Origin of the sequence: Haloarcula salina (assembly GCF_010119195.1) — an archaeon.
Taxonomy (GTDB): domain Archaea; phylum Halobacteriota; class Halobacteria; order Halobacteriales; family Haloarculaceae; genus Haloarcula; species Haloarcula salina.
This window is the reverse complement of the sequence record NZ_WRXL01000008.1, coordinates 13,861-30,597: the sequence shown is the minus strand read 5'-3', so window position 1 is coordinate 30,597 and position 16,737 is coordinate 13,861. Positions and strand designations below refer to the sequence as shown.

Genomic DNA, 16,737 nt, shown 5'->3' with positions numbered 1-16,737 from the left:
CGCCGTGCCAGCAATCCAGATCGAGTCGTTCCGCAAGTCGTACGGAGACGTGACCGCCGTCGGAGACCTCTCGCTGTCGGTCGCCGAGGGGGAGCTGTTCGGCCTCCTCGGCCCGAACGGCGCGGGCAAGACCACGACCATGGAGACGCTCACCGGCCAGCTCGTCCCCGACGGCGGGGAGATTTCGGTCCTCGGCGTCGATCCGGTCGCTCACCCGACGCGGGTCCGCGAACGAGTCGGCATTCTCCCCGAGAAGGAGTCCCCGCCGAGCTTCATGACGCCGCGAGAGTACTTCGAGTTCGTCGGCGCGGTCCGTGACCTCGCGTCCGAGACGGTCGACGAGCGGATCGAGCGGTGGGCCGACCGGCTCGGCTTCGCGGCGAAGCTCGACACGATGGCCACCGACCTCTCGCGGGGCCAGCAACAGAAGGTGATGATCGCCGGCGCGTTCCTCCACGAGCCCGCGCTCGTGTTCATCGACGAGCCGCTGGCAAACCTCGACCCCATCGTCCAGGAGCGGGTCAAGCGCTTCCTCCGCGACTACCGCGACGCGGGCAACACCGTCGTGCTCACTACGCACGACGTGGACGTGGCGGCAGAGCTGTGCTCGCGGGTCGGTATCGTCTACGAGGGCGGCCTCGTCGCGGACGTGCGTCCCCCAGATCTCCCCGGCGAGGAGACGCTACTGGACGTGTTCCTGGACCGCGTGGACGCGACCGTCGACGGGGTGGCCGGCGATGCCTGACGGGCGGACACGCCGCGTCTTCGCCGCGATGCTCCGCGAGGAGTGGCGGCTCCACGGCCGCCTGTTTCGCGGCTCGCACTTCGCGCTCTTCCCGGTGCTCGTCGCGTTCGTCACCGCGGGAGCGGCGGGTGGGGTCGTCTGGACCGGAACTGCGCCCGAGACTGTCTACGCCGGACTCCACGGCCTGGCGGTCGTCTTCGGCCTCCACACCGGCTCGATCGGCTTCGTCGGGCGCGACGCAATCGACGATCTCCTCGGAGACCTGACGCTGCTGGTATTCTCCGCGCGGACGCTCCCGCTGTCTCAGTCCCGACTGCTCGGCGTCTTCGTCGTCAAGGACCTCGTGTACTACGCGCTCCTGTTCCTGTTGCCGATGTCGCTCGGGACGGCGACGGCGGTCGCGGCCGTCGGCGGATTCCCCGGCGTCGCGTCGCTCGTGGGCACCACAGCCCTCCTGTGGGCGACGCTGACGTGCGCGTTCGTCCTCGGCATGGGCGCGACGCTCGCCGGCCTCGGACTCACCGGCCGGGGCCTGCCGGGACGCGCGGTCTTCGGCGCGGTCCTCGCCGCGGGGGCCGCGGCGTGGGCGACCGGCGTGGACATCGCGGCCTACACGCCCTACGGCGTGTTCCTCGCGCCGACGGGCCCGCGGATCGCGGCGACCGGAGTCGCCGTCGCGGCCGTCTCGCTCGTCGGAGCCGCGACCTTCGACCCGACCGCGCGCCGGCCGGCACGGACCGTCGGACCGACGTTTCGCCGCTGGCGTCGTCGCCTCGGAGACCCGGTGGCGACCAAGACGCTCCTCGACGTCCACCGGAGTTCCGGCGGGTTCGCCAAGGTGCTGTTCTCGGCCGGGGTCCTGCTGGGCGTCACGGTCGGGCTGACCGACCTCGCGGGCCGGATCACGGGCGTCGCCCCCTCCGCCGGCATCTCGCTCGGCGCGATGCTCGGGCTCTCGGGCTTTACCACCTACAACTGGCTCACGCAGTCCGACGACGTGGACGCCTACCGGGCGCTCCCGCTGTCGGTCGCGTCCCTGTTCACGGGCAAACTCCGGGCGTTCCTCCTGCTCGGCCCGGTCGTGGGTCTCGCCGTCTACGCGCCCGCGGTGGTCTGGCGCGGCGGTCCGGTCGGCGAGGCTATCGCGGGGGCCGCACTCCTCGTCGGCGTCGCCTGCTACATCTTCGGGACGACCGTGTACCTGACCGGGTTCTCGCCGAACGAGTTCCTCTTCGACACCGCGCTGTTCGCCGTGTTCAGCCTCGCCATGGTCGTCCCGCTGGTCCCCGTACTCGTCGTCGGGTTCGCGCTCGCGCCCGTCTCGCCGGCCCTGCTCGCCGCCATCGGTCTCGGTAGCGCGGTCCTCGGCCTCATCGGGATCGCGCTCTACCGGCGAGCGATCCCGAAGTGGACACGGCGGTATCGGCAGGACTGAGCGGCGCGCTGCTCGGCTGTGACGGCTCCGAGAATCGACGACCCACAACGCAAGACAGGCACAGAAGAGGGAATTAAACTCTATATTTTGAATATATATGTCTAGAGTCGACGTATCTGTTTGGATAATTGGCAGTGGAAGATTCAAATAATTCCGACGTTCGATACGCCTCAGAGACTGAAAGACAAGCGGCTAGCGGCGCGCGCGAATTAGTAGAGCGCGCCGACGATGTCGTCGTCGAGGTCGTCGAACTGCGCGAGGTAGGACTCGCGCTCGTTCCGGAGCGCCGCGAGCGTCGTCTCGTAGTCGTCGAGGTTCTCCGAGACGGCGAAATCGTCGGTGTCGAGGCCGGGGACCGACGCCGGAACGGTGAAGCCGGTCGCCTCGTCGGTCTCCCACTCCAGCGTCCCGCGCGAGATGCCCCGGAGCAGCGAAATCGTGTCCTCGACGCCGACGTCCCGAGAGCCGACGGAGCCGGTGTTCAGGACGTAACAGTCGACGTCGAGGTCCGCGATGAGGTCGCGGAAGCGGTTGCCCTCCTCGCCCTCGGACCCGATGATGAACGGGTTCGTGCCGACGACGCGGATGGACTGGCCGGCGGCGGACGGATCGCCGGCGCTGGTCTGGATGGATTCACCCAGCATGAACGCGACGGCGGCCTCCTCGGGCGAGAGCTTCGCGACCGGCGGCATCGCGGGCTGGCGCGTGATGAAGAAGATCTGGTCGACCTCGGGGAGGTCGATGTCCGCGCCCGCCGAGGAGAGCTTCTCGCGCTGGATGATCGCGCGGCCGTTCGAGGAGTAGCGGTCGCTGTCGAAGTCGACCGTCCCGTCAGCGTCGACGTCGACGTTCTCCAGAACGGCCGACTCGTCCGTCGTGGCGTCGAAGATCGCCGGCTCGGTCTCCCGGTCGAGCCCGTGGGTCTTGACGAACAGGCCCTGGCCCTCGCTGCCGGCGACGCTCCCGTCGGGGAGGAGCGCGCACACGTCGTCCTGGAGCATCGTCGCGTCCTCCGGGTCGTCGAGCCAGAGGCCGTGGGCGGTCAGCGTCGACTTTCCGGTCCCGGAGAGCCCGAGGAACAGCTGGCCGACGGTCTCCATTCCGTCGTCCGTCTCGAGTTCGACCTGCTTGCTCCCGGCGTGGAGTCCGAGGCCGCCCTGCTGTTTCGCGCGGAGCATGAACAGCCGGAGGAACGACTTCTTGGCCTCGCCCGTGTAGTCGCTGCCTGCGACCGCGGTGAACCCCTCCTCGGGGAGGATTCGGATGGCCGTCCGGTCCCACTCCGGGATCTGGACGGTGTGGAAGTCCGGCTCCGCGCCGGGATCGGCCGGCTCCAGCAGTTTGGCCAGACTGAGCGCGATGCGGCCGTACTCCTCAGGAACGTAGTAGCGGCAGGTGTAGCTGTTCTCCGAGTGTCGGCCGACTTTCCGGTCGAGACAGACCATCGCCTCCTCGTTGGCGGCCGAGACGAGATCCTCCATGAGCCGGTAGTCCTCGCCGTCGAACGCGTCGTCGACGTTGTTTTTCGTCTTGTCCGCGTTCCGGGAGCGCTCGTCGCTGACGTACGACGGTGCGCCGAAGGAGGTCGTCGTCTCCAGATCGCTGGAAAACGACCGTAGCTGTTCGAGCGACGGATTGTACCGAACGTTGTCGGCCGTTTCGGGATCTGGTAATCCAGAGACCAACTGGTGGGTCGCCGGAATGGAGTCGGACATCGTACCCGGTGGCAGGTCGTATCTGATAATAAATTTATGGGGACTCAGAGTGTAGTTAATTCGTTCGCTGAGGGTCGTTCACCCGGTAAAGACGGGCGAATCGGGTCTGAGTCGTCGGAGCTCCCCCAGCGTCTCGGACAGTCGCCAAGCGACTGTTTCCCGCAAGTAGCTCCCTTCCAATTGCCTATCAGTCCGCATATACTTTTATTGGAGTCACCGCGCACATCAGCTTCAACCGAGATGGTCCACGTGCGCGCGCCCGGCCGATACGCGGACGCGAACGTGTTCGGTCGTTCGACACTGTGGAATGCAGTCGCTAACGAGCGTACGGTTGTTAGTCCAAACCATGGCACACGGAGACTCGACACTGACGTACGGAGACGCGGAGGCCGTCGATCTCATAACGGAAGCCGGCTTGGAACCCACACAGCGTGCGGAGCCGTTTCAGCTATCTGAAACCGACCGCATAAGGCGGGAAACGACCACAGCGAGTGGTTCTGAAAACCGCCTGTACTACCCATAGTCACCGACAGGATTCACACGCATCTGACGGCAATATCGATTCATATTTACGATCTATGTTTTCGTAGTGGGATGTGATGGGCGTATATCCACGTATCTGAATTTACTCAATTGTCGAAGGAGACCACAGAGTCCCGGCTCGCGTCGGAGACGCAGTACGTCACACAGGCGGCTGTTCGGGAAGCGCTCTGGTGGCACACCCGGTATCGGTTGCAGAACGCACACGGCTGACCACGAGCCACTCCTGTGAAGCGTCTCGATCACACCGCGGGTCGAACCCGCTCCCGCGGTCGGTCCGAGCCGGTTCTACGGCTCGCCGAGCTCGCTGGTCCAGATGTGCTCGATGTCGTCTTCGAGGTCGTCCGTCGCCAGCGCGTCGACGCCGGAGAGGTACTCGCGGGCGTCGGTGAGGTGCTGCTGGACCTCGCTCACCCGCTCGACCGATTTGGCGGCGTAGAGCGAGATGCGAGCGCGGTTGATCTCCAGTCGCTCCGCGAGGGCCCGCTCGGTGGCGATCCCATGTTCGTCGGCCAGTTCGGATACGTTCTCGAGCACGGTCGTCGGGACTTCCACCTGAGCGGTGAGTTCCCGCGACGGTAACTCGAGCGTGACGACCGACGTTTCGCAGTCCCCCTCCCCCCACGGAGCGATGACGTACTCCCGTTCTTCGGTTGCCATGCCCGCACAGACGGAATAGGCGGCTATATTTATCCGCCGGCTAACGATTGGAATGGACCGTATAACCGCCGAAACCGCGAAATATTCGGTTTGAGTTCCGCAGATTACCCAGTAGCCAGCGGGACGAGCACCAGCGCGAGCGGGACGGCGAGGAGCACGATAGCGAAGGCGACGAACAGCCGCCGGTCGTCGAGGAGGCGGTCGTAGGCCGTGAAAATGCCCCGGCTGTAGGTGCCGAGGGCAAAGAGGGCCGCGAGCGTCAGCCCCGTCGCGACGACCAGGAGTTCAAGGACGACCGCGACGCCGACGGCAGATTCGAGCACGACCGCGACGAGCACCGTGTCGAACAGCGTGCCGATGTTCGCGCCGAGAACGTACGGGACGAGCTCCTCGCGGGTGACGTAGTCGCGGTTGTACAGCGGGACGACGACGCCGAGCGAGAACGCGACGCTGGTGGTGAGTCCGGTCACCAGCAGACCGACGGCGAACGAGACCCAGGTGTGCTGGAGACGGCTGAAGAAGCGCTCGCGGAGCGTCTCGGTGTCGACGGTTCCGAGGAGTCGGTCGAAGAGCGTCAGACTCCCGAACAGGAGCGCGACGGCGAGGGCGAACGTCAGCGCCGGCCCGGCGCGCGCCGTGATGGCCGCGGTGAGCGGTTCGAGCACCGAGAGCGAACGGACGCCGAGCGACCAGTTCTGCGTGAGAGCCTGGAGCGGCTCGCGGAGCCACGGCAGCGCGACGTAGCCGAGCGCGGTGACCGGAAGGTATATCGAGAGGGTCAGCAGGAAGGCGAGCAGCCCAAGACTGACCGATTCCTGTAGCGTGTAGCGCTTCTTCTGGAAGAAGTCGAGCGCGCCGACGAAGACGACGATGGCCGCGGCGCCCAGACGCGACCCCGCGACCAGCAGGAACAGCTGTGGGACCGACACGATGTCGGCGGTGAACAGCGAGAGCGCGAGCGCAGCGACGACGGACCCGTTCCCCAGCGCGTACGCGGCGAGCCAGCTCAGCCCCAGCGCGGCGGCGTCCCCGACGACGACGCGGAAGAACAGTCGCCTGAGGAGCGGGGACGCAGCGTCGGTTGCCGCACCGAGTAGCTGGACGGCGAACAGGAACAACAGGACGGTCCCGACGGTACCGAGAGGGAGACGCCCCACCGACGAGATCCGATCGACTGCCCGCGATAGCCGGGAATCCATGATAGCAGCTCCCGACTGTGCCGCCACGTCGCCGGGAGAGTCGTGCGGACGGTTCGCCCATCGAGGTAATGGAAGCACCGAAAGGGCAGTTATTTGCCAAGTCCGTCGGCTATCGCCGCGGCGCGGGCTCCGACCCGCGACAGGGCCGCGAATCCCAGCCGTTCTTCGACGGAGATCACGGCGACGAGCGCGGTCTGGAAGGCGGCGAGTGACGCGACACCTGGATCCAGACAGACCGCCTCGACAGCGAGGGCCGGCGAAAGGCGTTCTGCGCGCCGGAGTCCTTTCGGTCCTGCCACGAGTTACTCCCGCATATGTACACCAGACGGCAGGTCCTTTCGGGAGCGGCGGTCGGCGGAGCGGCGGCGCTTGGGGGCTGTTTCGGCGTGTTCGGCGCGGACCACGCCGCCTACAGCACGGCCGGCGACACCGTCGAGGGCGTGGACTACGATTCGATCCAGGCTCGCGCCCGCGAGGCCGGCTACACCGTCGACGGTCCCTACTACGTCAACGCGAAGCGCGAAATCGGCCGCGAACTGACCGTGCCGGCGCTCACAGAGCAGTTCGGGACGGACGCCCGCGTGGTGCTCACGCAGTTCACCTACTCCGCGACGCGCTTCTTCGAAGTGGATTTCACGGTGTCCGACGGCGGCGTGCGGCTGGCGTTCTTCGACGACGCGCTCGACTTCGAGCAGCCGTTCCGGCCGACGAACCTCCCGCCGGACGACTGGCTCGGCGAGCAGTTCGCGCTCCTGTTCGACCTCTCGTCGGCGGCGGCGACGGGGCTCGTCGCGGACGTGAAGTCGGCCGCCGCGGGTACGTCCGACCACTTCCTCACACATCGCGTCGACCGCGAGACCGATCTCGCGGCCGTCCACGGGGCGTTCGCCGAGCGAGCCACGTCGGTCACGACCTCGGAGACCCTCGGCGACGGCTGGGCGACCCAGACCTACGCGGACGAAAGCGGTGAGTTCGGGCAGTTCAGCGTCGTCGTCCCGAGCGTTCGGATCGTGACGACCGACGCGGGCCACGAGTACGTCGTCAAGCTGGACCGGCTGGGCGGACTGTGGCTCCTGGTGACGCTCGAACCCGGGGACACGATTCCCGAAGACGAGTATCGGAGCGTCTTCCGGCGGATGTTCGAGGCGGTCGGCCTCCCGGCCGAGCGCGTCGACGAGTACGAGTTCGAGTACACGCCGAGCAACTGGTGAGGCACGCCGCGGCGGTGTCACCTCGCGCGAGTGGCCGCCGCGACCCGGTAACACTCGCGTCAGCACGAATTGAAGTACGCGCGACGCCTACTCGGGGTAATGACAGACGCACCACCGACGCCGGGCATCCACCACGTCACGTGCATCGCGGGCGACCCGCAGCGCAACATGGACTTCTGGGTCGAGACGCTCGGCCTCCGCCTCGTCAAGCGCTCGATCAACCAGGACGACCCGGGGACGTACCACTTCTTCTTCGCCGACGCGGAGGGGACTCCGGGCACGAGCATGACGTTCTTCCCGTGGGAGGACATGCGCCAGGGGAAGGTCGGGTCCGGGCAGGTCTCCCGGACGGCCTTCCGCGTCCCCGAGGGGAGCCTCGACTACTGGGAGGACCGCTTCGACGAGTACGGGGTGGACTACGACGAGCGCGTCGAGCGCTTCGGCGAGACCGTGCTCCCGTTTTCTGACCCCGACGGCCTGCCGGTCGAACTGGTCGCGGTCGCGGTCCCGGCCGACGACCCGACCGTCCCCTGGACCGAGTTCGTCCCCGAGGAACACGCCATCCGCGGGTTCCACTCGGTGACGCTGTGGCTCGCCGACCCGGACCCGACCGAGGAACTGCTGGGGACGATGGGCTTCGAGGAGGTCGGGACCGAGCAGGCACAGGGCGACACGCCGGGCGACGAGCGGACTCGCTTCGCCGCGAGCGGGCCGATCGGAAAGTACGTCGACGTGCTCCCGACCATCCAGGGCGGCCGCCAGGGTCACGGTACGGTCCACCACGTCGCCTTCCAGACGCCCACCGACGACGACCAGCAGGCGATGCGCTCGGCCGTCCGCTCGCGGGGGCTGCAACCGACCCAGCAGATCGACCGCCACTGGTTCCGGTCGGTGTACTTCCGCGAACACGGCGGCGTCCTGTTCGAACTCGCCACGAGCGAGCCCGGCTACACCAGCGACGAACCCCTCGACGACCTCGGCGGCCGGCTCGTCCTCCCCGGAACGTTCGAGGACCGCCGCGAGGAGATCGAAGCCGGGCTGACAGACGTGACCGTTCCGCGGGCCGAGACGGCCGACGCCGACGACTGATCGGGCACGGAGATGGCGGTTCAGCGGCCGTGAAACCGAAGGATACGTGCGGCGGGAGGCGTGTGTTCCGAGTATGGTCCCCCTCCAGTCGCTCCTCGACACCGTCGGCGGGTGGCTCACGTTCGGGCTGTCGCTGCTCGTCCCCGGCGTCGTCGCGGCCGTCTGCTGGCTCCCGTTCCTGCTCGCGAAGCGAGTTCGATCACTGTTTCGGGCGCTCCCGCCGACCGGGTCGCTCGTCCCATCGTACGCGCTCGCTGGTATCGGCGCGTCGCTCCCGTTCGTCGTCGGGACGCTGGTGATTCTCGCGACCGTCGACACGAGCGGACGCGGCGGCGCTGTCCGATTAAGCAAGCCGCTGTTCACGATGACCCTGGCCCTGTTCGGTGCGTACACCGCTGGAGTGCCGGTCGTCGGCGTCCTGGGACTGCCGCGGGTCGGCATCGACTGGGACCCGACGGGCTACGGCGCGTCGACGTGGCTGTTGCTCGCTGGCGGCGGCGCGTGGTACGCACTCCTGTTCGCCGTCCCGCTCGCGCTGGCGAGCATCGTCGCGGCGCTCCCCGGCGGGTACTGACCCGGCCGACCGCGAGCGAGACGGCGCGCGGCCGAGCACCTATGGGGCCGCCGCGTGCAGTGTTCGGTATGTCCGATTCGGACCGGACCGCCATCCTCGGCGGCACGTTCACGCCCGTCCACAACGGCCACCGCGCGCTGCTCCACAAGGCGTTCCAGACCGCGAGCCACGACGGCCCCGGCGACGGCCACGTTATCGTCGGGCTCACCAGCCCTGACCTGGCCACGGAGACGCGTAGCGACCCCGACCACGCGGATCTGCTGGGACCCTACGAGGAACGCCGGGACGCCCTCGACGCGGAACTGAGCGAACTCGACGACGCCTACACGGCGTCCTACGAGATCCTCGAACTGGCCGACGTGCAGGGGCCGGCGGCGACGCGCGAGGACGTGGACGCCCTCGTCGCCTCGCCGGAGGCGAAGGCGCAACGCCGGGCCTACGACCTCAATCAGGAGCGCCGCGAGAACGGCCTCCGCCCGCTGGAGATCCACACGCCGCCGTTCGTCGTCGCCGAGGACGGCACGCGAATCAGCAGCACCCGGATTCGCAACGGCGAGATCGACGTCCACGGCCGACTGCTCGACGCGAGCGAGTGACACCGCGAGCCCACATCGACCGCCGCCGGACCGCCCGTCAGACGAGCTGGACGGGACGGTCGGAGTGAGAGACCACCCTGTTCGCGACGCTGCCGATGTGGTGGCCGGTCCGCGAGGCTCCGTGTCGGCCCAGCAGCGTCAGGTCGGCGTCGATCTCCTCGGCGTACTCCACGATGGTCTCGTGGGGTTCGCCGTGACAGCACTCCGCGACGAACTCCACGTCGCGGGCCTCGGCTCGTTCCTCGATATCGGCGAGTAACTCCCGCGCGAAGTCTTCCAGGTCGTCGACGACGATCTCCGTCGTCGAGAGGGCGGGTTCGCCGTACCGACCGGTGTCGACAACCGAGATCGCGTGGACGACGGCTCCACGACTGGCCGCCAGGTCCAGGGCGTATTCGACCGCTCGGTTCGCCGGGTCGCTCCCGTCCGTCGCGACGAGGATCGTTTCGTACATCGTCATCCCGCGTGTCAATTGGGCGCTGTTGTCAATAAATCAATTCATCTTCCCGGCGGCGATAGACCGGGGACGCGTCTCGGCCAGCGGTCACTCCGCGGCGTCGAAGTCCTTCGTCGCGAAGACCGGCACGTCGCTGAGTCGAATCACGCGCTCGGTGACGCTGCCGAGGAGGTACCGGTCCAGTCCGGTCCGGCCGTGCGTGCCCATGACGATGCAGTCCGCGTCGTTCTCCTCGGCGTAGGTGTCGATGGCTCGGTACGGCGTCCCGTTGATGACAGACGCCTCGACCGTCGAGACGTCAGCCGCATCGGCGCGCTCGATGACGCTGTCGAGCGCTCGCTGGCCGGCGGCCTCAAGCGCTTCGAGCACCGTTCCGGTGTCCATGTCGCCCCAGACGACCCCGAGGTCGACGACGTTGACGACGTGGAGCGTCGCGTCGCTCGCGGCGGCGAGCGCGATGGCGAGGTCGGCGGCGGCCGACGCGCAGTCGCTCCCGTCGGTCGGGACGAGGATGTCCTCGAAGGGCAGGTTGAGCGTCGTGTCCTCGTGGACGGTCATGACCGGGACCGGCGCGTCCCGGAGCGTCTGCTCGGCCACGCTCCCGAGGACGAAGCGGTCCAGGCCGGTCCGCCCGTAGGTCCCCATCACGATGCAGTCCGCCTCGGTGTCTTCGGCGGCCGCGACGATCGCCTCGTGGATCTTCCCGGGGTCGTCGATGACGGCGGTCGTGGCTTCGACGCCGGCCGCGGCGGCCATCTCGGCGATCTCCTCGGTGGCCCGCTCGCCGCGGTGGGCGAACTCGTCGGCGTACTCGTCGTCGACGCCCGGCGGCAGTTCCCCCAGTTCGAGGACGTGGACCGCGTGGATCGCGGCGTCGAACTCTCGGGCTAGCGCGACGGCCGCGTCCGCCGCGGCCGCGGCCACGTCGCTCCCGTCCGTCGGAACGAGAATCTTGTCGTACATTGACATTCGTTCGGATTTGGACCCGCTCCCGTCTAAAACTACGGCGTCGTTCCCGACCGGTGAGAAGCCTGTCACGTCGGTCGGGAGAGAACGGAACGGTACCGCACCCGGGTGCGATGGGCGGCCGACCGGCCCGCCTCAGCTCGCGAACAGGCGGCGCTCGGCCCGCTCGTGGTCGGCGGCGAGCACGTCCACCAGCGGGGCGAACGGCGTCATATCGTCGATCGTTCGGTCGGCGCTGTCCTCGACGGCCTCGGTCATCACCGCGCCGAGGGCGTCCAGGATGCGCTGGGCGTCGGTGTGGCCGAGCGAGAGGAGGCGCTGGGCCGCGCCGAGCAGGCCGGTGACGAAGCCGTGACAGCACAGCAGGCAGGCCTCGCGCTCGTCGACGCCGGCAAGGCCCGTCGCCGCGCCGAGGACGACGGCGTAGTTGCCCGGCGACTCGTCTGCGGCGACGCGGTCGGCGTAGTCCGCGAGCAACGGGTCGTCTCGGAGGTCGGTCTGGAGCGAGAGCAGGCGGTCCCCCGACTGCTGAGCGCTCTCGCGGAACTCCGCGGCCAGCGTCACGGCGCGCAGTCGCCGGTCGGCCGCACAGAGCGCGTCGAGGTCGCCCTCGCGCGCGGCGGCGTGGGCGGCCCGGAGCGCCACGAGGTCGGCCGGGCCGACCTGCCGGCGGAGGTACGTCGCGAGCAGGGCTTCGAGGTCGTCCGCGTCCTCGATTCGGTCGTCCTGGACGAACTGCTCCAGCCCGTAGGAGACGCTGTAGGTCCCCACCGGGAGGAAAGAGTCCGCGAGACGGAGCGATTCGAGGGTCGCGGCGTCGCTCACGGGTCTCCCCCGTCGATTGTCCGGACGCCGTGGTCGTGGGCCTCGTCGTGCGCGTGAGCGTGGCTGTGGTCGCCGTCGTCGGCGTGGGAGTGATCGCCGTGGCCGTGGCCATCGCCGCCGTGGCTGTGGTCGGCTCCGCCGTCGTCGAACGTCGTCGGCGGGACGCGCTCGTATCGCGTCGGCACGTCGGGGAGGTGCTCCTCGACGGCGGCCTCCATCCGGGCCTTCGAATCGGTGACCGGAAGCAGGGCCTCGTCACCGCGGACGGCGAGGTCCCAGTGCTTGTTGCCCACCGCGTGGCCGAGTTCGAGGGCCGCGGTCGGCGCGATCCCGCTGTCAGCGAGGTCGAGCACGAGCGCCTCGATTGCAGCCAGTTCGACCACGACGAGCGTGCCGTCGTCGGCTTCGAGCACGTCGCCGTCGGCGAGGTCGCGGGCCACAACGATCCCGAGGTCGCGGCCGTCGGCCGTCTCGGTCCGGACCCGCGAGCGGCGGCGCTCGGTGTCCGAGAGCACGACGGAAACGGAGTCGGCCGCGGCGAGGCGGTCGGCGACATCTTCCTCGTCGCCGTGGCCGACGTACGTGTTCGCGACCAGCATCAGTACTTCCTCCCGGACGGCGCGGGGGCGTCGATCAGATCCCGGCGTGCGTGGTCCCAGGCCGCGTGGAGCGTCGACTGCACGGTCTCGGCGCGGTCGCCGAGCGCCCGGACGGCGACGCCCGCCCCGTTCGGGAGCGCCGTCGCGCCGGCGCGGGCCGGTCCGTCGGAGACGACCGCGTGCAGCGCGTCGCTCAGGTCGGCGGCGTCGCGGTCCGGCGCGAGGACGAACGCCGTCCCGTAGACGGTGTACTCGCCGAGGACGCCGGGCGCGGTCGGGTCGCTCTCGGCCGGTGTCAGGTGCGTCGCGTCCTCGAACAGGAGGCCGTGCGGCCCGGTCGCCCGCACGCGCGAGAGATAGCGCTCGAACTCGAAGCGCTCGCCCCGGGCGAGGCGGCCCGGCACGACCACGTCGGCGACGACGGCCGTCGCGCCGGGTGCGAGATCGACGGCGAGGTCCTGGAGGTATCTGGCGTCCGCGTGCAGAATCGTCGGTTCGGGCACGTAGTCCAGGTGGCCGCCGGCCTCAACGCGGAGCGCGGTGTCGGCGGCGGCGTAGTTGCACGTCATCGTCTGGACCTTCGTCGAACTCTGGGTCGAGACGTGGGCGACGGCGTCCTCGCCGACCGCGACGGTCACGTCGTGGCGGTCGCCCTGCGCGACGCCGCCGGTCGGCGACTGGACGAAGACGGTGTCGGCCTCGGGATGGGGGTCGTGGCCCAGCGTCCCCGAGACGTGGAACGGGACCGTCGCGTAGTCGTGGACGAGTCGCGTCCCGTCCGCCGTCGCGGCGAACGTCAGTTCGAGGACGCCGTCCTTGCCCGGCGACCCCACGGCGGCCTGCGGGACGGCCTCGGTCGCGTACCCCTCGAAGGCCGGGTGGGGCGCGTCGGCGGCCATCAGGCGAACAGCACCCCCTCCCGGACGTGTGTCAGCACCTCGTCGACGCCCGTCTCGTCCTTGCAGTTGGTGAACACGACCGGGCCGTCGCGGACCTCGCGGGCGTCCCGCTCCATCACGTCGATATCTGCGCCGACGTGGGGCGCGAGGTCGGTCTTGTTGACCACCAGCAGGTCGCAGTCGACGACGCCCGGCCCGCGCTTGCGCGGGATGTCCTCGCCCTCGGCGACGGAGATGACGTACAGCGAGTAGTCGGCGAGTTCGGGGTTGAACGTCGCCGCGAGGTTGTCGCCGCCGCTCTCGACCAGCACGAGGTCCAGTTCCGGGTGCTCGGCGAGGAAGGCGTCGATCTGCTGGAGGTTCATCGACGGGTCCTCGCGGATGCCCGTGTGCGGGCAGGCCCCGGTCTCGACGCCGGCGACGAGGTCCTCGGGGACGACCCCGGCGAAGCGCTCGCGGAGCACGTCCGCGTCCTCCTGCGTGAGGATGTCGTTGGCGATGACGCCCACGTCGAGGCCCCGCTCGCGCAGTTTCGGAACGACGGCGGTCAGCAGCGAGGTCTTCCCGGAGCCGACCGGCCCGCCGATGCCGACCGTCGCCACGTCGCGGTGGGTGAGGCTCACTCGTCGGCCTCCGTCGCGTCCTCGCCGCCGTCTGTCGCGGCGTCGTCTCCGCCGTCCGTCGCGGCGTCGTCGCCGCTGTCGGCGTCCGCGTCCTCGCCGTCGGCGGTCCCGACGCTGTCAGAGCGGATCGGGTCGTGGACCGTGACGAGCTTCGTCCCGTCGGGGAACACCGGCTCGACCTGGATCATGCCGATCATCTCGGGGACGCCGTCCATCACGTCCTCGCGGCCGAGCAGCTTCGACGCGCCCGAGCGGATCTCGGCCACCGACTGGCCGTCGCGGCCCCGCTCGATGCACCAGTCGCTGATGTAGGCGACCGCCTCGGGGTGGTTCAGCGGGACGCCGCGTTCCTTGCGGCGCCGCGCGACCTCTGCCGCGGTGAAGACCGTGAGTCGTTCCTGCTCTTTGGCTGTGAGTTTCATAGCAAGTACCGCTGTGCGAGTGGCAGTTCCGAAGACGGTTCGCAGGTGACGTGTTCCCCGTCGACCCGGACCTCGAACGTCTCGGGGTCGACCTCGATGTCGTCGGGGCAGTAGCCGTTGTACACCATGTCGTCCTTCCCGGGGGTGCGCGTGCCCTCGACGGGGACGACGGGCGTGTCGAGACTGTACGCCTCGCCGATCTCGGCCTCGGCGGCCGCCGGGGAGACGAACGAGAGCGAGAGGGCGTGCTTTGCCTTGCCGACCGCGCCGGCCCGCTCGCGCTGGAGGATGGGCTCGCAGGTCATCAGCGAGCCGTTGGCCTCGCCCATCTCGGAGTGGACCGGGAAGCCGCCCTTGAACGTCATCGCCGGCTTGACGCCGAAGAAGGCCGGGTCCCACAGCACCACGTCGGCGAGCTTGCCGGGTTCAAGCGTGCCGACGTACTCGTCGATGCCCGCGGAGATGGCGGGGTTGACGGTGTACTTCGAGATGTACCGTTTGATGCGGAAGTTGTCGGCGTTGCTCCCCTCGTCCTCGGGGAGCGGGCCGCGCTGTGACTTCATCTTCGAGGCCGTCTGCCAGGTCCGGGAGACGACCTCGGCCATCCGCCCCATCGCCTGGGAGTCGGAGGTCATCATCGAGATGGCCCCCATGTCGTGGAGCACGTCCTCCGCGGCGATGGTCTCCGCACGCACTCGGGACTCCGCGAAGGCCACGTCCTCGGGCACGTCGGGGTTGAGGTGGTGACACACCATCACCATGTCCAGGTGCTCGTCGAACGTGTTGTCGGTGTAGGGCATCGAGGGGTTCGTCGACGACGGGAGCATGTTCGGCTCGCCGACCATCTCCATGATGTCGGGAGCGTGCCCGCCGCCCGCCCCCTCGATGTGGAACAGGTGCATCGTCCGGCCGTCGACGGCCCCGAACGTGTTCTCGACGAAGCCGGCCTCGTTCAGCGTGTCCGTGTGCATGCAGACCTGTACGCCCTCGTCCTCGGCCACGTCGAGGCAGGTGTCGATGGTCTCCGGCGTCGAGCCCCAGTCTTCGTGGAGCTTCAGGCCGCACGCGCCGGCCGCGACCTGCTCGCGGAGCGGGCCGGGGTCGGACGCGTTGCCCTTGCCGTAGAAGCCGACGTTGACCGGCCAGGCCTCGGCGGCCTGCAGGAAGCGCTTGATGTTCTCCGGGCCGGTCGTGCACGTCGTCGCGCCGCCGCCGTAGCCCCCGCCGAGCATCGTCGTGATGCCCGACGAGAGGGCGTGTTCGTGCAGTTGCGCCGAGTTCCAGTGGATGTGGATGTCCAGACCGCCGGCGGTCGCGATCTTCCCCTCGGCGGGATACACGTCGGTCGACGGGCCGACGACCATGTCGACGCCGTCCATCGTGTCGGGGTTGCCGGCCTTGCCGACGCCGGCGATCTCGCCGTTGCGGATGCCGATGTCGGCGGCGACGATTCCGAGAACGGGGTCGATGACCGTCGCGTTGGTCAGCACCCAGTCGAGCGCGCCCTCCGCCTGCGTGACGCCTGCGGCCATCCCGAGCCCGTCACGGAGGGTCTTGCCGCCGCCGAACACCGCCTCGTCGCCGTGGGTCCGCAGGTCCTCCTCGACCTCGGCGAACAGCTCCGTGTCGCCGAGGCGGACTCTGTCGCCCGTCGTCGGCCCGTAGAGGTCCGCGTAGTTCTCGCGGTCGATGTCGCGTGTCACTCCGCTCCCTCCCCGTCGGCACCGTCTGTCGCCGACTCGACCTCGCCGCCGTCCGTCTCGGCGTCGGCCCCCGTATCGCGGAAGCCGGCCGACCGCATGCGCTCGACCGCGTCGCTCGTGTCGCCGTCGACGCTCCCGTTCACGAGACCGTTCATGCCGTGAGCGCGGCGCTTCCCGCCGATCGCGACCAGTTCGACGGTCTGCTCCTCGCCGGGTTCGAACCGGACGGCCGTGCCGGCGGGGATGTTCAGTCGCATCCCCATGGCCGCCTCGCGGTCGAACGCCAGGGCCGCGTTGGCCTCGAAGAAGTGAAAGTGCGACCCGACCTGCGAGGGCCGGTCACCGGTGTTTCCGACGGTCACCTCCGTCGTCTCGCGGCCCTCGTTCAGCGTCACGGTCCCCTCGCCCGGGACGACCTCGCCGGGCACGAGTCCGTCACTCATCGCGACGATCCCCGCCTATTTCTGACTGTTCGTCTA

19 protein-coding genes are annotated in these 16,737 nt (G+C 69.1%); 7 read left to right on the top strand and 12 right to left on the bottom strand.

The features are described from left to right. The first annotated feature begins 4 nt into the window (after positions 1-4). Both GM656_RS17530 and GM656_RS17525 read left to right on the top strand, forming a co-directional pair. On the top strand, positions 5-745 hold the full coding sequence (locus GM656_RS17530; protein WP_162414999.1) for an ABC transporter ATP-binding protein: 741 nt from the start codon (positions 5-7) through the stop codon (positions 743-745). Then, entirely contained in the window at positions 738-2,180 is a 1,443-nt protein-coding gene (locus tag GM656_RS17525) for a hypothetical protein (RefSeq protein WP_162414998.1), read from the top strand. Before GM656_RS17530 ends, GM656_RS17525 begins: the two co-directional genes overlap by 8 nt. Before the next feature lie 209 nt (positions 2,181-2,389). Here the strand turns inward: GM656_RS17525 and GM656_RS17520 are convergent, their stop codons facing one another. From GM656_RS17520 to GM656_RS17510, 3 genes are all read right to left on the bottom strand, one after another. Further along, the gene (locus tag GM656_RS17520; protein ID WP_162414997.1) at positions 2,390-3,895 is read right to left on the bottom strand and encodes a phosphoenolpyruvate carboxykinase (ATP); all 1,506 of its coding nucleotides are present in this window, start codon (positions 3,893-3,895) and stop codon (positions 2,390-2,392) included. 828 nt (positions 3,896-4,723) lie between these two features. Then, a complete protein-coding gene (locus GM656_RS17515; protein ID WP_162414996.1) occupies positions 4,724-5,095 on the bottom strand; it encodes a hypothetical protein in 372 nt (123 codons plus the stop codon). 104 nt (positions 5,096-5,199) lie between these two features. After that, positions 5,200-6,294, bottom strand: a complete 1,095-nt coding sequence (locus tag GM656_RS17510; RefSeq protein WP_162414995.1) for a sodium:phosphate symporter — start codon at positions 6,292-6,294, stop codon at positions 5,200-5,202. A 68-nt stretch (positions 6,295-6,362) separates the two neighbouring features. On the opposite strand from GM656_RS17510, the gene GM656_RS17505 reads away from it, so the two are divergent. The 5 genes from GM656_RS17505 (at position 6,363) to GM656_RS17485 (ending at position 9,764) form a co-directional block, all read left to right on the top strand. Next, positions 6,363-6,506 (top strand): hypothetical protein, encoded by a 144-nt coding sequence (locus GM656_RS17505; RefSeq protein ID WP_162414994.1) that lies wholly within the window; start codon positions 6,363-6,365, stop codon positions 6,504-6,506. Positions 6,507-6,608: 102 nt separating this feature from the next. Then, entirely contained in the window at positions 6,609-7,505 is an 897-nt protein-coding gene (locus GM656_RS17500; RefSeq protein WP_162414993.1) for a hypothetical protein, read from the top strand. Between the two features lie 99 nt (positions 7,506-7,604). Beyond that, positions 7,605-8,594, top strand: coding sequence for a ring-cleaving dioxygenase (locus GM656_RS17495; RefSeq protein ID WP_162414992.1), 990 nt, complete (start codon positions 7,605-7,607; stop codon positions 8,592-8,594). A gap of 73 nt (positions 8,595-8,667) precedes the next feature. Then, complete coding sequence (locus GM656_RS19400) at positions 8,668-9,168, top strand: hypothetical protein (RefSeq protein ID WP_162414991.1); 501 nt, start codon at positions 8,668-8,670, stop codon at positions 9,166-9,168. 68 nt (positions 9,169-9,236) lie between these two features. Then, complete coding sequence (locus GM656_RS17485) at positions 9,237-9,764, top strand: phosphopantetheine adenylyltransferase (RefSeq protein ID WP_162414990.1); 528 nt, start codon at positions 9,237-9,239, stop codon at positions 9,762-9,764. A gap of 37 nt (positions 9,765-9,801) precedes the next feature. Here GM656_RS17485 and GM656_RS17480 read toward each other — a convergent pair whose 3' ends face one another. The 9 genes from GM656_RS17480 to GM656_RS17440 all read right to left on the bottom strand — a co-directional run bounded on the left by GM656_RS17480 (position 9,802) and on the right by GM656_RS17440 (position 16,701). Then, a complete protein-coding gene (locus tag GM656_RS17480; protein ID WP_162415117.1) occupies positions 9,802-10,218 on the bottom strand; it encodes a universal stress protein in 417 nt (138 codons plus the stop codon). Between the two features lie 90 nt (positions 10,219-10,308). Beyond that, positions 10,309-11,190, bottom strand: coding sequence for a universal stress protein (locus GM656_RS19395; protein ID WP_241692812.1), 882 nt, complete (start codon positions 11,188-11,190; stop codon positions 10,309-10,311). A gap of 132 nt (positions 11,191-11,322) precedes the next feature. After that, positions 11,323-12,012, bottom strand: coding sequence for an urease accessory protein UreF (locus tag GM656_RS17470; protein WP_162414989.1), 690 nt, complete (start codon positions 12,010-12,012; stop codon positions 11,323-11,325). Further along, positions 12,009-12,611, bottom strand: coding sequence for an urease accessory protein UreE (locus tag GM656_RS17465; RefSeq protein WP_162414988.1), 603 nt, complete (start codon positions 12,609-12,611; stop codon positions 12,009-12,011). Before GM656_RS17465 ends, GM656_RS17470 begins: the two co-directional genes overlap by 4 nt. Beyond that, a complete protein-coding gene (locus GM656_RS17460; RefSeq protein WP_162414987.1) occupies positions 12,611-13,510 on the bottom strand; it encodes an urease accessory protein UreD in 900 nt (299 codons plus the stop codon). Before GM656_RS17460 ends, GM656_RS17465 begins: the two co-directional genes overlap by 1 nt. Next, the gene (gene ureG / locus GM656_RS17455; protein WP_162414986.1) at positions 13,510-14,133 is read right to left on the bottom strand and encodes an urease accessory protein UreG; all 624 of its coding nucleotides are present in this window, start codon (positions 14,131-14,133) and stop codon (positions 13,510-13,512) included. Before ureG ends, GM656_RS17460 begins: the two co-directional genes overlap by 1 nt. Next, positions 14,130-14,555 carry an urease subunit gamma gene (locus tag GM656_RS17450; RefSeq protein WP_162414985.1) on the bottom strand — a complete coding sequence of 142 codons (426 nt, stop codon included), beginning with the start codon at positions 14,553-14,555 and terminating at the stop codon, positions 14,130-14,132. The genes ureG and GM656_RS17450 overlap by 4 nt, the downstream gene beginning before the upstream one ends. Further along, positions 14,552-16,258, bottom strand: coding sequence for an urease subunit alpha (ureC, locus tag GM656_RS17445; protein WP_162414984.1), 1,707 nt, complete (start codon positions 16,256-16,258; stop codon positions 14,552-14,554). The genes GM656_RS17450 and ureC overlap by 4 nt, the downstream gene beginning before the upstream one ends. Continuing rightward, positions 16,255-16,701, bottom strand: a complete 447-nt coding sequence (locus tag GM656_RS17440; RefSeq protein ID WP_162414983.1) for an urease subunit beta — start codon at positions 16,699-16,701, stop codon at positions 16,255-16,257. Before GM656_RS17440 ends, ureC begins: the two co-directional genes overlap by 4 nt. Positions 16,702-16,737: the final 36 nt, after the last annotated feature.

Bases quoted from the DNA above. Each gene is read 5' to 3' on its own strand.
- GM656_RS17525 (WP_162414998.1), top strand. From the start codon at position 738: ATGCCTGACGGGCGGACACGCCGCGTCTTCGCCGCGATGCTCCGCGAG.
- GM656_RS17520 (WP_162414997.1), bottom strand. From the start codon at position 3,895: ATGTCCGACTCCATTCCGGCGACCCACCAGTTGGTCTCTGGATTACCA.
- GM656_RS17515 (WP_162414996.1), bottom strand. From the start codon at position 5,095: ATGGCAACCGAAGAACGGGAGTACGTCATCGCTCCGTGGGGGGAGGGG.
- GM656_RS17510 (WP_162414995.1), bottom strand. From the start codon at position 6,294: ATGGATTCCCGGCTATCGCGGGCAGTCGATCGGATCTCGTCGGTGGGG.
- GM656_RS17505 (WP_162414994.1), top strand. From the start codon at position 6,363: ATGGAAGCACCGAAAGGGCAGTTATTTGCCAAGTCCGTCGGCTATCGC.
- GM656_RS17500 (WP_162414993.1), top strand. From the start codon at position 6,609: ATGTACACCAGACGGCAGGTCCTTTCGGGAGCGGCGGTCGGCGGAGCG.
- GM656_RS17495 (WP_162414992.1), top strand. From the start codon at position 7,605: ATGACAGACGCACCACCGACGCCGGGCATCCACCACGTCACGTGCATC.
- GM656_RS19400 (WP_162414991.1), top strand. From the start codon at position 8,668: ATGGTCCCCCTCCAGTCGCTCCTCGACACCGTCGGCGGGTGGCTCACG.
- GM656_RS17485 (WP_162414990.1), top strand. From the start codon at position 9,237: ATGTCCGATTCGGACCGGACCGCCATCCTCGGCGGCACGTTCACGCCC.
- GM656_RS17480 (WP_162415117.1), bottom strand. From the start codon at position 10,218: ATGTACGAAACGATCCTCGTCGCGACGGACGGGAGCGACCCGGCGAAC.
- GM656_RS19395 (WP_241692812.1), bottom strand. From the start codon at position 11,190: ATGTCAATGTACGACAAGATTCTCGTTCCGACGGACGGGAGCGACGTG.
- GM656_RS17465 (WP_162414988.1), bottom strand. From the start codon at position 12,611: ATGCTGGTCGCGAACACGTACGTCGGCCACGGCGACGAGGAAGATGTC.
- GM656_RS17460 (WP_162414987.1), bottom strand. From the start codon at position 13,510: ATGGCCGCCGACGCGCCCCACCCGGCCTTCGAGGGGTACGCGACCGAG.
- GM656_RS17450 (WP_162414985.1), bottom strand. From the start codon at position 14,555: ATGAAACTCACAGCCAAAGAGCAGGAACGACTCACGGTCTTCACCGCG.
- GM656_RS17440 (WP_162414983.1), bottom strand. From the start codon at position 16,701: ATGAGTGACGGACTCGTGCCCGGCGAGGTCGTCCCGGGCGAGGGGACC.